General features: G+C 41.5%; 11 protein-coding genes. 8 read left to right on the top strand and 3 right to left on the bottom strand.

Going from position 1 to position 14,538, the window contains the following annotated elements; translation table 11 throughout:
- Positions 1–99: 99 nt before the first annotated feature.
- From GW828_RS12845 to GW828_RS12830, 4 genes are read left to right on the top strand one after another with little or no spacing between them, the layout of a single operon-like run.
- Entirely contained in the window at positions 100–795 is a 696-nt protein-coding gene (locus tag GW828_RS12845; RefSeq protein WP_273058030.1) for a methylamine utilization protein, read from the top strand.
- Positions 785–3,094: a putative bifunctional diguanylate cyclase/phosphodiesterase gene (locus GW828_RS12840; protein WP_273058029.1), complete on the top strand. Its 2,310-nt coding sequence runs from the start codon at positions 785–787 to the stop codon at positions 3,092–3,094. Before GW828_RS12845 ends, GW828_RS12840 begins: the two co-directional genes overlap by 11 nt.
- Positions 3,095–3,112: 18 nt before the next feature.
- Positions 3,113–3,955, top strand: a complete 843-nt coding sequence (locus tag GW828_RS12835; RefSeq protein WP_124016714.1) for a DUF3034 family protein — start codon at positions 3,113–3,115, stop codon at positions 3,953–3,955.
- Entirely contained in the window at positions 3,955–4,386 is a 432-nt protein-coding gene (locus GW828_RS12830) for a group I truncated hemoglobin (RefSeq protein ID WP_124016713.1), read from the top strand. The genes GW828_RS12835 and GW828_RS12830 overlap by 1 nt, the downstream gene beginning before the upstream one ends.
- A 34-nt stretch (positions 4,387–4,420) precedes the next feature.
- Here the strand turns inward: GW828_RS12830 and GW828_RS12825 are convergent, their stop codons facing one another.
- Entirely contained in the window at positions 4,421–5,614 is a 1,194-nt protein-coding gene (locus GW828_RS12825) for a cyclic di-GMP phosphodiesterase (protein ID WP_273058028.1), read from the bottom strand.
- A 355-nt stretch (positions 5,615–5,969) separates the two neighbouring features.
- On the opposite strand from GW828_RS12825, the gene GW828_RS12820 reads away from it, so the two are divergent.
- Entirely contained in the window at positions 5,970–7,328 is a 1,359-nt protein-coding gene (locus tag GW828_RS12820) for an isochorismate synthase (RefSeq protein WP_420542431.1), read from the top strand.
- 304 nt (positions 7,329–7,632) lie between these two features.
- A complete protein-coding gene (locus tag GW828_RS12815; protein ID WP_273058026.1) occupies positions 7,633–8,313 on the top strand; it encodes a 7-cyano-7-deazaguanine/7-aminomethyl-7-deazaguanine transporter in 681 nt (226 codons plus the stop codon).
- 543 nt (positions 8,314–8,856) lie between these two features.
- Here the strand turns inward: GW828_RS12815 and GW828_RS12810 are convergent.
- Both GW828_RS12810 and GW828_RS12805 read right to left on the bottom strand, forming a co-directional pair.
- Positions 8,857–10,947, bottom strand: coding sequence for a sensor histidine kinase (locus GW828_RS12810; protein ID WP_124016773.1), 2,091 nt, complete (start codon positions 10,945–10,947; stop codon positions 8,857–8,859).
- A 56-nt stretch (positions 10,948–11,003) separates the two neighbouring features.
- Entirely contained in the window at positions 11,004–12,392 is a 1,389-nt protein-coding gene (locus tag GW828_RS12805) for a sigma-54-dependent transcriptional regulator (RefSeq protein ID WP_273058025.1), read from the bottom strand.
- A 644-nt stretch (positions 12,393–13,036) separates the two neighbouring features.
- On the opposite strand from GW828_RS12805, the gene GW828_RS12800 reads away from it, so the two are divergent.
- Together GW828_RS12800 and GW828_RS12795 are read left to right on the top strand one after the other, a co-directional pair.
- Positions 13,037–13,801 (top strand): ABC transporter substrate-binding protein, encoded by a 765-nt coding sequence (locus GW828_RS12800; protein WP_371697349.1) that lies wholly within the window; start codon positions 13,037–13,039, stop codon positions 13,799–13,801.
- Entirely contained in the window at positions 13,798–14,505 is a 708-nt protein-coding gene (locus GW828_RS12795; protein WP_124016707.1) for an ABC transporter permease, read from the top strand. Before GW828_RS12800 ends, GW828_RS12795 begins: the two co-directional genes overlap by 4 nt.
- Positions 14,506–14,538: the final 33 nt, after the last annotated feature.

Below are 14,538 nucleotides of genomic sequence, written 5' to 3'. Positions count from 1 at the left end.
TATTTTGAGTATGCTAGGTTATGATGTCATATTGTTCATATGATTAGCCATTATGTTGCAACCCGCTCTACTGTCTAATAATGAGGCGAATACATGCCAATGTTCCGGTTTACGACATGCTTACTCTGGTTAACTTATATTATTTCAGCATCAGTGACTGCGGCAACCTTAACGGTTGATGTTACCGATGCTCAAGGTAATATGCTCAGCGATAGCGTGGTAGAACTTATCTCGACTGCGCCACTTGAAGCCACTTCGACAACAGAAATAACACTGCCTGCTACAGCCCATTACGAAATGCGTCAACAAGATCGCGTATTTTACCCTTTTGTATTAGCTGTACCAGAAGGGGCAAATGTTGATTTTCCTAATTTAGATCGTACTCGACACCATGTTTATTCCTTTTCTGAAGCCAAACAATTTGAGCTAAAATTATACGTAGGCACGACCGCAGACCCGATTAACTTTGATAAAGCGGGTCTAGTCGCTATCGGCTGTAATATTCATGACTATATGCAAGCCTTTATTTACGTTGCTAAAAGCCCTTACTTCTCGGTAAGTGATGCGTCGGGGAAAATACAATTAACGGATGTACCGCCAGGAGAATATCAAGTTAAGATTTGGCATCCTTGGCAAATTGTTGCACCAGCATCATCTTCGATTATCCTTAATGATGGCGCGAATCAATTAGCGCTTAGTGTCGATATAGAACACCAAAATAAACCATCATCGCCACCTAGTGGATTTGGTGCTTCTGATCATGCCAGCCATATGATGGGACAACATGCCAAATAGTTTTCGCAGCAGATTGATCATTGCATTTTTACTCATATTAACTTTAATGCAGTTAACTACTGCCTTGTTTGTGTTAAGCGCAACTCAACGAGATTTCCGCCAACAACAAACTCAAAATCTTAAAATTGGCTCTAACGTTTTTGTCGAAATGTTGTCAAATCGCAACAAGCAGCTTAACCAAAGTTTGTCATTATTAAGCGCTGACTTTGGCTTTAAGCGCGCGGTCGCGACCGGCGAGCAAGATACAATATCATCCGTTTTAGCGAACCACGGCCGTCGGATTAATGCCGATGCCGCTATTTTACTCTCTCCGCAGGGAACCCTGCTGTCATCAAGTTTACAAGGTCTGACTAAAGCGAATATTGATGAGTTATTTGCATTAACAAAAAATCGCTCAACCACGTTCGAAATTTTTAATTATGATCACAGTAGCTACCAATTTGTTTTGCAGCCCGTTAAAGCACCTACATTAATCGCTTGGGTTGGTATGGGCTTTGCGATGGATAAAAACGTCGCCGACCAAGCAAAAACCATTACCGGGATCGATATTAGTTTCATTAACCAGTCAGCTGACAGAGTTGAAATAGTCTCCACCCTGCCAACCGCTCAGCAACAAGATGTTCTAGCGCAGATGGATCAATTAGACCAAACTATCGATGTGGTCAGCGACGACGTACCACTGGGCTATTTATCTACCACCATTGCATTAGACAACAATAGCGATAATCAATTAGCGGTATTACACCAATCGAATATTAAGTGGCAGCAAAATTACGATGCTTTACGCAATAACATGTTACTTGTATTCGCGATAACCTGTTTACTGGCCTTTATGATTGCAGCCTGGTTTGCTGGCGGCTTAACCAAACCTATTTATGGATTGGTTAATTTTGCCCGCAAAGTGGGCCAAGGCGAAAATCCTCCGCCAATTAAAGGTGCTCCCGCAGAGTTACAAGTATTAGCCAACACCCTATCGATAATGCGTGAAAATATTGAGTCACGCAAAAATGACTTAGTGTACCAGTCACAGCACGATAACCTCACAGGCTTGTATAACCGCGTAGCAGCTAAACAACTCCTTAGTCAGCTGCTAAGCAAAATGCATGGCAACTTAGTGATGATAGACATCAAAAACTTTCGTCATTTGAATAACATTATTGGCTTTGCCAATGCCGATGATCTGTTGGTATTGTTTGCCAGTCGCTTAGAAAGCTTATCTCCAACAGCCCAGTTAATATCGCGCTTAGATGGCGACTCGTTTTTATTATTATTCCAACCTGGTATTGATGATCAACAGCTTGATAATTATTTACGCTTATTAACTCAACCCTTTGCCATTCAAGGCTCAAAAATCACAGTCAACGTTCGCGTAGGGATGGTAGATTTATCCCGAGGCTATGACAGTAATGATATCGATACCTTGATTCGCCATGCTGAAATTGCCTTAAACCAAGCCCGCATGGAATCATTAAGTATTGCCACTTATCAACAAGGCGAAGATGAGCGCTATCTGCGTGAATTAATGATCATCCGCGATTTACCGATAGCCCTAAGTCAAGGGCAACTGCATTTAGTGTTTCAGCCCAAAGTTGATATTCAGACGAATCATTGCCATGGAGCAGAAACCCTGATCCGTTGGCTGCACCCTGAATTAGGGTTTATTCCACCGGACGAATTTATTCGCTTAGCTGAAAACTCAGGTAATATCTCGATTATTAGCGAATGGGTGCTCAATACCACCATAAAACAGCTAGCAAAATGGCAGCAACAAGGTATTTCACTTACGGTCGCGATTAATTTATCCGCCCACGACTTAACCAATCCTCAGCTACCACTGGACATTGAACAATTACTCATTAGCAATAATTTACCCATTACCGCCTTATCGATAGAGGTCACTGAAGGTGCGGTGATGAAAGATGCGCAAACGGTGATTGCGGTTTTACAGCAATTTCGCAATATCGGTATATCGATTGCCATCGACGACTTTGGCACAGGACACTCTTCATTAGCCTATTTGAAATTATTACCTGTCAATGAAGTGAAGATTGATCGCAGTTTTATTAAAGATATTCATACCGATGCCACTGATTTAATGATCGTCGATACTAGCATTAGGTTAATTAAGGGACTTAACTTATCCGTAGTGGCTGAAGGCGTAGAATCCGCAGAAGGAATCGATATTTTGCGCAAGCTTAATTGTGATATAATTCAAGGCTATGTGTATTCTAAGCCATTAAAAGCGGATGATTTTATTGTATGGTTTCAACAATTCAATCAATCTAATATCCCATTCTAATGAAGATACGGTGCGCTAATGTATCAAATCATATGCATTATATTATCCGGGCTATTAAGCCTAATCGTGACGCAGGCCCAAGCTGATACGAGCAAAATTATCGCCACTGGCGGCGCAACAACTATTGAAGGTAGTGCCGGAGGTGGCATAGTACCTTGGGCGGTAATTAATGGTTATGCAAGCTCTGATCAATGGTCTTTAACCGCGATGAACTCCGCCGTTTATGTTGACGACTTTACCCTGCATTCTATGGGAGCATCGTTAAGCATTGATAATCGCTTTGAACTGAGTATTGCCAAACAAACTTTTGATTTAGACACTCTGGGCGGCAAACTAGGCCAAGATATTGTAGGCATAAAATACAAACTGGCTGGTGAAGTACTCTATACCGCAATGCCGCAAATCAGCTTAGGATTACAGTACAAACGTGTTGATGACTTTGCCTTACCACAAGCGGTGGGAGCGAGAGATGATTGGGGGTTAGATGTGTATTTGGCCGCTAGCAAGGTCTATTTTGAAGCCATTGCAGGTCGTAACCTTGTGACCAACTTAACCCTGAGAGCTACCAAAGCAAACCAAACAGGTTTACTCGGATTTGGCACTGCAACCAACAACGATTACACCTTACAAGCCGAAGCTTCTATCGCGGTGTTATTAACTGATAATATTGCTCTGGGTTATGAGTACAAACAAAAACCAGATGAGTTGAGTTTTGCGCAAGAGCAAGATTGGCAAGATATTTTTGTCGCCTGGTTTGTTAATAAACACCTTTCGGTTGTCGGCGCATATGTCGATTTAGGCAGTATTGCCGGATTTAAGCAGCAACAAGGGTGGTATTTATCCGTAGAGGGAACACTGTAATGCTGAATGCTTTTAAACATCATCTACTGGTATTGGGCGCACTGTTATTACTGTCTACTGGCTGCGCAAGCCAACCAACAAGCCTTTACCAGCAGCTGGGGGGGAACAAAGGCATCAGTATGATCACCGACGATTTCCTGGTTAATTTGTCCCAAGACAAACGCCTCTTGCATCACTTTGAACAAACCGACATCAGTGTTTTTCGTCAACGGCTGATTGAGCATTTATGTGTTGTCACTGGCGGTGAGTGTCTTTATCAAGGAGCATCTATGTATGATGCCCATATCGGACTGCACATTAGCCAAGCCGACTTTGATGCCTTAGTGGGCCATTTGATTGAAGCCCTTAAACAACAGCATATTCCTATCGCAACACGTAATGCGTTACTAGCTAAGTTAGCACCCATGTACCAACAGATTATTGGCCATTAGTGATTGCTATTCACTCACAGGACTTTACTGGCATTTAGTAAAAAGGGCTAGGATCGACATCGAGCATACTTGGCGATACGCCTCGCTCAATATTTAACTCAGATTTAAGTAAATCCACCATAGTCACTTCGGTATAGCGCTTATGCTTGATTGAATAAAAGCACTTAACGATAGGATGCAAGGCATCGCGACCTTTAGCATCCCATACAATTCCTACACGCAGGTCCGATAGCTGTACTAATGAGCCGACAGGGTAAATACCCACGCAGCGGATGAACTCATATACCAGTTTTTGATCAAGATGAAATGGTGTCAAGCTGATCAATATTTTAAATGCTGCCGCGGGGCTCATGGCTTCTTTGTAACAACGAGCAGCGGTTAACGCATCGAAAATATCTACAATACAACTCATTCGTCCATGCAGAGGAAGTTGCTCATCTTTGAGGCCATTAGGATAACCGCGGCCATCAAGCTTTTCATGATGCATTAAGCACACATCTTTACTCACTTGCGACAGCCCTGTTGTTTCATTCATGATTTCAATTGCATAAAATTGATGCAATTTCATGTGTTCAAATTCTTCTGGGGTCAGCTTACCTGGTTTGTGTAATATTTCGTTATCAACTTTAATTTTGCCGATATCATGTAAAATCCCCCCAACCGCCATTTGCTTAAGCAATTCGCGGTCAAGCTTAAGGTGCTTGCCAAAGGTGACGAGCAAAAAGGCAACATTGATAGAGTGTTCAAGTAAGTAAGCATCTTTGCTACGCAGTGCTGAGATACACTTAAATGCGTCGGCATCATCCATAACCGACTCAATCATTTTATCAGCCACATCTTCAAATTGACCCACTTCGATAGCTTTACCTTCGAAGGTTTCAGACATTACTTTTTTGATAAGCCCCTTGGCTTCAGCAAGTAACTTTTTAGCCTGCCCTCGCTGACCATCTCGAGTGACCGTCGCTTTACGCATTAATAGGCTGCTAGCAGAGCTTGCTCTTTCTGCTTTTTTTAATCCACAGGTGTCTGAAGAGCGTTCAATATCAACCCACACCAATTCAATATTGTTGGCTTTAAGTTTGACAATTGCATCACGGTATTTAATTTGTCCGGGATTACGGATGGCTACTTTACCGTTCTGATGATCTATCGCGGTAACAAACATGCCTAAAGCAAGTTTATCGATAGGGACTTTAATGACATTGCTTGATTCGGCAGAATCATTCATTGTACAAATTACTCCGGGAGACGAAACTAAAAAACGAAATCTGACTTGCAATTTCTAGTGATATTTTGAACTACTTTACTCAATTCAGCTAATTTTTTACTTCAGATCATCACACAAATATCGATGGCACTTTAACATTGGCTCAACGAGATGTTCGACATTGCTTTTTCATTCTATAACGATCCAATAACACTAGCCAATAGCTGAATTCTTTAACATGGTTACCTAACAAACGCATTACCAAAATCTCATGGCTATATTAGCAATTCAGATCACACACTTTAATCTTGCTAATTGACACTTTTTCATCTGTTTATTAACGTTAACGCTTATGTTGATGTACGAGAGGCACAGATTGAAAGGTCACTTTTTTTCACCACAATTTAGCGAGTTGATCTCTAAGCTCGAACAACTTCGCAGCATACCGATCTGTGACCCTATAGTGCAACTGTCAGTCGATGCTCCAGCATTGCCATTAATCTCTTGGTTAAGTGCCCAAACCGTATACCCTAAAATTTATTGGCATGGCCGTGATAGAAATGAAGATGTCGCCGCTATAGGTTCATGTAAGGCATTTTATTTTGCCGACCAAGTCGACGACAATGCCTTAGCGCAAATCTATCAGCAACAACGTAACAAAACCAATCACCTAGACATTCGCTATTACGGCGGTTTAGCGTTCGATCGCACGGTAGAATGTTGGCCTGAATTTGGCCGTGCACACTTTATATTACCTAGAATAGAATTACGCCGAAGCGGTCATAAGGTTAGGATATTAGTAAACCTTAATTTTGAGAATGGAAACGCTGAAGACGAAATCCAAGCTGCACTTGATACTATCGCAATGGTGCAAAAACCTGCTCCCTTGTCACCACCGAATAAACTCATGTTAATGGGTCGAAGTGATTTACCTAATTTTGCCCGTTGGAAGGAATTAGTTGAACAGGTCACCCAAGCTAATTTTATCAAATCGACCCCCAAAGTCGTCTTATCACGCCACAGCCAAATTGATGTAAATGACCATATTGACCCTTGGACTGTTTTAGCCTGTTGGCAAGGACGTAATCCAAATAGCTTTCAATTTGGCTTTCAATTTAGCCCTGAGCGCGCATTTATATCTTGTTCACCCGAACGGTTATATTTACGCCGCCAACAGGAACTGTTTACCGAAGCATTAGCCGGAACAACAGTGCGAGGACTTAATCCTGATGAGGATGCATTACTGGCTCAAGCGCTATTAGATGATATTAAAAATAGCCATGAGAATCAGTTAGTCAGAGAGCATATTGTCAATGTACTCACACCATTAAGTCAGTATGTGGGCGCCGACGAGCAGCCTAAAATATTTAAGCTTGATCATATTCAACATTTACATCGCGCTATTCGAGCACAGTTAAAACCAGGCATTAGTGATTTTGAATTATTACGGGCGCTGCATCCTACTCCTGCCGTAGGAGGTTTACCCCGCGAGGCGGCATTAAACTTTATTCGCCAGCGAGAAGGTTACGCTAGAGGTTGGTATGCTGGAGCTTGTGGTTATTTAAATCACCATGAATCAGAGTTTTCTGTTGCAATCCGCAGCGCTTTAATTGAACCCAGAAGAATCAACTTGTTTGCCGGAGCAGGTATTGTTGCGGGGTCAAATCCTGAAGCTGAGTGGCAAGAGCTGGAAAACAAATTAGCGACAGTATTGTCTATATTAATCGATTTTTAATATTCCTAAGCTGACTCCAACGATGCTTGCTCGCCATGACTAGGCCTTTCGCTTGTACAAAACCCATGCTATTATCCCGCCCCCATGATTGCTGACCGCCATGAATTAGCTTAAAAAGGTTAATCAAGTGGTGTATTTATCAGCAAACACGACCAATAAACTATAATGATAATATTCTCTATAACAGGTATTAACTTATCGGCTTAACTCAGGCTATATAGTCCCGTTAACACCAGTAAATACTGTTAACTAATTAATAGCGGGTTCCCTCACCCCGCGCTAACCCAATTAAAAAGGCCACAATATGTTGACGTTAACCCAGGCGAAATATCGCCGAGCACTGATGCTATTAGTCAGTTTCCATATCTTAATTATTTGCGCAAGCAACTATCTTGTTCAGCTACCATTTCAGCTGTTTAGCTACCACACCACTTGGGGTGCATTTAGCTTTCCATTTGTCTATCTCGCCACCGACCTAACCGTAAGAATTTTTGGCCAACAAGCTGCTAGAGGCATTATTCTTAAAGCCATGATACCGTCACTTTTGGTGTCGTATTTAGTCGGGGTACTGTTTCACCAAGGTCAATTACAAGCATTTGGTGCATTAATCGAGTGGAACAGCTTTGTGTTTCGCATCGCCTTTGCCAGCTTTGTGGCGTACTTGATTGGCCAGCTAATGGACATCACTGTATTTGCTAAATTACGTCAGGCCAAAGCTTGGTGGGTTGCCCCCGCAGCATCAACATTAGTGGGTAACTTAGTCGATACCTTAGTGTTTTTCAGTATCGCGTTTTATGCTTCCAGTGATGTATTTATGGCCACACATTGGCCAGAAATTGCTAGCGTTGATTACGCCTTTAAATTGATCGTGAGCTTAGGATTATTTTTACCGGCTTATGGGGTGTTATTGAAGGTACTACAAGATAAAATTTTATTAAATGACATCACGACTGATGACGACATTATTATTCATGCATCAAAGTAATCGTTGTTAGGATAGGTGAATAAGCAAAAAAGCATCGTCAGCTCAATTACAGTGCCGCCGATGCTTTACTTATTTAATATGCTCAGTTTTTATCAAATACGATGACAGTATTGTTGTTCTAAACAATATTCCACAGATTATCATCAGCACATTAATCGCAAGATGCGCCTCGCGTTCCAGTAACGTTCATCTAAGCGTGAACAATAACAATCAGACTAACACCAACCTCTAATACCAGAATAAGCGCCAAACTGTTTTATTTTACAAAATACATTTACATACAAGTAATAAAGCATAAACATTTTTAATAAAAACAATAGTTTATTATTTTATGTGCTTAATTGAATGTAAAGATGCGATATATTATCTTAAATGCTTGCAAACACTAATGAGAATGATTATTATTAACTCGCGTTCCAAAACTCGGTTTAGTGATTAAAGACTTCATCACCTTTAATCACTTTTCAGAGTTCGCAAGCACGACATTGCTCATACACTCTTTGTGGCCGGATTCATCATCCGGCTTTTTTTTTGGCTGTTTTCTTATTGTGCTTTTTCACCAAAATGTAAGCCTTCATAAGGCCCAAGTTGCTGATCATCTTTTGCCTTGTGGTAAAGACCAATGGTAAATATGGTGCCCTTACCTACTGTCGAATTCACTTCAATCGTACCACCAAGCCGTTTAATGATCCCATAGCTCAACGAGAGACCTAAACCGGTACCATCTTTACGTGTGGTATAAAATGGGTCAAAAATACGACTCAAATCTTCTTTATTAATCCCCACGCCCTCGTCTTCAACTTCAATTTTAACGCCAATCGTTTTGCCATCTTCTAGCCAGTCATATGTTCGTAGCCAAATTCGGCCTTTGTTTTCAATCGCATGAGCGGCATTGACCATTAAGTTAATCAGTACTTGTAACAGCTGGGGACGATTGACTTCAACATCACCTGTGGCAGTGAAATCTTTGATCAGTGTGACCTCTTGTTGTTCAATGGAATGGCGGGCTAATAACAGCATCTCTTCAACAATTTGCGTCACTGGTTGCGATGTTATGGGGGCATTGAACTCACCTGGACGGCTGTATTGCAGTAGGCTTCGAATAATAGTGGTGATCCGCCCCACTTGCTGGAGCACTAACTCGATCTCTTCTTCGACTACGGCAGCATTATCACCAAGTTCATATTTTAACAGCTCCATATTGCCCAAAATTACCGCGGTAGGATTATTAATTTCATGGGCGATACCTGCGATGAGCTCTCCTAATGCGGTAAGTTTTTCATTGGTGACCAACTGTTGTCTGGTCGCATGCAATAACGCCACATTACGCTCGAGCTCCTCCGTTTTATCTTGCAAGCTACGAGTACGCTGCTCAACTTTAATTTCAAGTTGCTCTGCAGCAGATTGAATTTGGGCATTACGTCGCTGCAACTGATCCAACATATTGTCAAATTGTTCGGCTAAATGTGCCAGTTCATTATCACCATTGATGTCTAATTTACCGATCCTGATATTGCGCCCAGATTGCACCGCAGTAACCACTTGGTGAATATACTCAATTGGCTGTAATAAGCTGTTTGCTCCCCGGTACACTAGAAAACCTGAAATCAATAACACAAACACTAAAATGGTACCGAGCTCGATAATATTGAGTAAATAATTATGCAGAAAAGGAGACTCAGAAAAGCCCACATAAACCATCCCAATCCGTTTACCGCGCACATCCTGTAAAGGTAAATAACCAGAGATGTACCAATCATTGAGAACAAAGGCACGATTTATCCATGTTTGCCCTTCAACCAGTACTTGTTGATACACTTCATTAGACACCAGCGTACCTAATGCTCTATTGGGTTTATTCGGGTCTTTGGGAAATTGCTCCATCGGCACATTAGTACTAATCCGAATATTATCCAGAAAAAGGGTCACGGTACCGATTGAGCGTTCTGGTAATGTGCCTTTGCCGTAAACTAAGTCACGAATATTATCGACGATGGCAGTATTGCGGTTAAACAACATACCACCATCTAAATACCAAAATACATTACCCGACTGGTCGGCTATCGGTAATAAGGTTCGGCTTAATAAACCACGTGTTTCGATATTTTGTAGAGGCTGTTTGGCATGTAATGTGGGAATTAAGCTAATGTTAGCTTGGGTTGCTAGACTTGAATTAATTCTTTCGAGACGTTTAGCTGACAGCACCATCAAACCAGAAAAAGCCTTCTGTTGAGTTTGGTGCAACATCAAACGTAAGTCGGGATCCGCGGCAGCATCTGCGACACGAATTAACCTTAGAAAGTCTAATCCTGATGCTTTTTGCTGCTGTTCTAATAGTATATTTAGCGCACTAATAACCTTGGGATCCGCTTGCTGCTGACTGTGTTGTAGTAACCTAAATGCATGTTGAAAATCCCATGATTTACTGATCGACTCTAAACTGTCTTGTTGGCGTTCCTGCACTTGCATCAAGGTACTATTAGCGACAACTAAATCAGCCTTTACCTTCATAAACAATTGTTTGCCCGTGTATATTACATTCCAATATATGGTTATAAAAACTAAGCTAACTAGGGTTAATACAATAGGCAGAGATGTCAGAAACAAGATCCGATAACGTACTTTGGCTTGCATTTGCTGCCAACTAATACCGAAAACTCGTGTAAAAAAACCCTTCGAATTCGCCACGTTTATGTGTCCTCGTGACCTTCTTCGGCGTGATTCAACCAATCTTTAAATTTTCGATCTAATGTTTTTCGCGACACACCTAAATCGCGGGCAGCAGCAGATTTATTGCCGTTATGATTATCAACAACCTTTGTGACATGTTGTTTTTCAACTTCTTTCAATGGCCAGTTAAGCGGGTAACCCATGGCATCGTTGACCATAACTGACGCAGGCTTTTTCCAATATTCAGCAGGGGGTTTGCCTAATAAAATACACCGTTCAATCATATTACGTAGCTCGCGAATGTTGCCAGGCCAATCATGTTGCTGCAGCACTTGCAGATCTTCGTGGCTCCAAATAACGTCTTTAATACCCAATTCTTGTGACAATTGTAAGGTAAAATAATGGGTAAGTTCAGCAACATCATCGTGGCGAGATCGCAAAGATGGAATAACAATATTTAATACATTCAAACGGTAAAATAGGTCGCGCCTAAAACGTCCCGCCTCAACCTCATCGATTAATAAACGATTAGTTGCCGCGATAACGCGCACATTAATATCCACTTCTTTTTCGCTTCCAACTGGACGAATCGCACGCTGTTCAAGCACTCTTAATAATGCCGTTTGCATATTCATTGGCATTTCGCCAATTTCATCCAAGAATATTGTGCCACCCGAGGCATAACTAAATAAGCCTTCACGATTACCTTTGGCCCCTGTAAATGCGCCCGCAGTATGGCCAAACAACTCACTGGCCAACAGATCTGGGGCTATTGCACCACAGTTCACCGGCACAAATGCACCACTTCGACCGCTAAGCAGATGTAGCTGTCTGGCCACCAGCTCTTTACCCGTTCCAGACTCGCCTTCAATTAACACCACAGCATTCGTCGGGGCGATGCGTTCAATCACTTCTTTAACATCGCGAATAGCTTCACTGTTACCGATAATAGTCGATGATTGACCGTGCGATAATTCACGCTTTAGCATAAAATTCTCACGCTTAAGCAAACGTTTTTCGATACAACGATCAACGGCAGTGATCATCTGCTCTAAATGAAACGGTTTCATAATAAAGTCACACGCACCCGCACGTAATGCTTTGATTGCCACATCCATATCGGCGTAACCAGTCATAAAAATAATATCGGATTGGTGCTCGGGATCATTAAGCGCTTCATGCCATTCAATACCCGATCTATCAGGCAAGCGAATATCCACAATCAATAAATCGAAATGACCATGACTGCGTAACTCTTCAGCTTGGGCAATTGAAGAAGCGGTTTCAACCAAGGCAAACTTTTTAGCCAAGGCTTTCATCAAAAAACTGCGCATACCGGGTTCATCATCAACAATGAGTACTGACATTGTGGTCTTTGCTACTGGGTTGGCATGTTCATTTGGACTCATAAATGGACTCTTATATGGACGCTTTGGCAAGCTTTGTAATACTGTATCACTGAATTCAAATCACTTGGTCACTATGAACCATAGAAAGGTGATCATGGGACAATTTGTCTAATATAAATAACCATAGCTTGGGAGCAAGTTCACAGTTTCGATTTTATGCGTGAACAGTATTTGCATTAAAGTACTTTGGCATTTAACTTGCTTATTACGTTGGGAATTAGTTATTTCCTAATGCATTTAATTTTTTAGTTAGGGCTTGTTGATCTTTCGAGATGAATTTTTATGCAGTTTATAGCCATTTCTCCGAGGCGAAGCTTATAGCATGTGATCATTCTACATGAACAAGCGGTCAAGTAATAGAAAGTGGCTACAAGTGCTGCCCGAAAGGTTCCACTTAAGCGTGAGACGCCTTTGCAAGTAAAAGTCTTTGTTGCAAATTATTCGCTTAGAAGGCTAGGCGTCATAACTTGCACTGCGATTTTGATACAAGGTGCGACACGGTTTACGTTTAAAAATTTTGATCATCAAAGATCAACAGACCAAAAATATGAATATCATAACGATTAATATATCAAGGAGCGGCAATGTTAAAACTCAAAGCAAGCATTAGTATTCTGATAGCAGCATCGGTACTTAGTGGAGCGATGTTTAGCCCTACTGCACTGGCAAATGAAGTGATTAAGTTAGCAACCACAACCAGTACTGAAAACTCAGGCCTACTGGGGGCACTGTTACCTAAGTTTGAAGCTGAATCAGGTTATACTGTTCAAGTTATTGCAACGGGTACAGGTAAAGCATTAAAACTTGCCAGCCAAGGAGATGTTGACGTTGTGATGACTCACGCCCCAGATGCTGAAGCGAAATTTATCGCCGATGGCGATGGTATTGAACCGCGCGGCATTATGGAAAATGATTTCGTGGTATTAGGACCTAAAAATGATCCTGCGGCAGTAAAGTCTAGCAAATTAGTCACTGAAGCATTCAGTAAAATTGCCCAAAGTAACAGTAAATTTGTTTCTCGCGGCGATAACTCTGGTACCCACATGAAAGAATTAATCATTTGGAAAGATGCCGGCATTACACCAGACTTTGCAGGTTATACCTCTGTAGGCCAAGGCATGGGTAAAACGTTATTAATGGCGGATGAATTACAAGCTTATACATTAACCGATCGTGGAACGTATATTGCTTATAAAGCTAAACTTGATCTCAATATTAGCTTTGAAGGTGGCGATAAATTAGCTAACCCTTATCAGATCATGTTAATTAACCCAGCAAAATACCCAGACTTAAATCATAAGGGTGCCAGAGCATTGAGCGATTGGTTTATTAGTCCTGCAACACAAACTATGATTAACAATTATAAAGTGCAAGGAGAGCAATTGTTTAAGGCAACCTATAAAAAATGAGTGATGGCTGGTTAGTACTATTGCAGCAAGCATTTAGCTTGCTGCTCTCTTTTGACCCTCATGTTTGGGCCATTATTAATATTTCTTTTTCAGTGTCTTTTGCTGCACTATTGATCACGATTATTCCCTCTATTATTTTAGGTTTTATCCTTGCTTTTAGCCACTTTAGAGGTCGTTGGATTGTCACTAACTTAGTGCAAACTTTACAATCCATTCCTACTGTTGTAATCGGTTTATTAGTCTATTTATTGCTGACCCGTAATGGCGCTTTAGGTGATTTAAAGTGGCTATTTACTCAAAAAGGCATGATTCTAGGTCAAATGCTAATTTGCGCCCCGGTATTGATAGCATTATCACAAGCAGCATTTTCGAGTGTCGATCGTCGAGCTTGGGAAACATCACGAACCTTAGGAGCATCCTGGTTACGCGCAGTGTGGACTTTATGCCGAGAATTACGGGTGCCACTCTTACTCGCTATTATCGCTGGTTTCAGTCGAATTTTAACTGAAGTGGGTTGCTCTATGATGGTCGGTGGCAATATTATGAATGTCACTCGTAATATCCCTACGGCTATCGCCCTCGAAACGAGCAAAGGCGATTTTGCCCAAGCAATTGCCTTAGGACTGGTGTTACTCATATTAGCCTTAGTGTTAAATTTCATTTTGGGTTCATTGCGAGGCAAAGCCGTCCCAAGGAGCCATTAAAATGTCGTTAGCGAATAACACTGTTAAATACCC

It is taken from the genome of Shewanella vesiculosa (assembly GCF_009994065.1).
Classification (GTDB): Bacteria; Pseudomonadota; Gammaproteobacteria; order Enterobacterales; family Shewanellaceae; genus Shewanella; species Shewanella vesiculosa.
The sequence above is the reverse complement of the archived record's forward strand: the minus strand, read 5'-3'. Positions and strand labels throughout refer to the sequence as shown.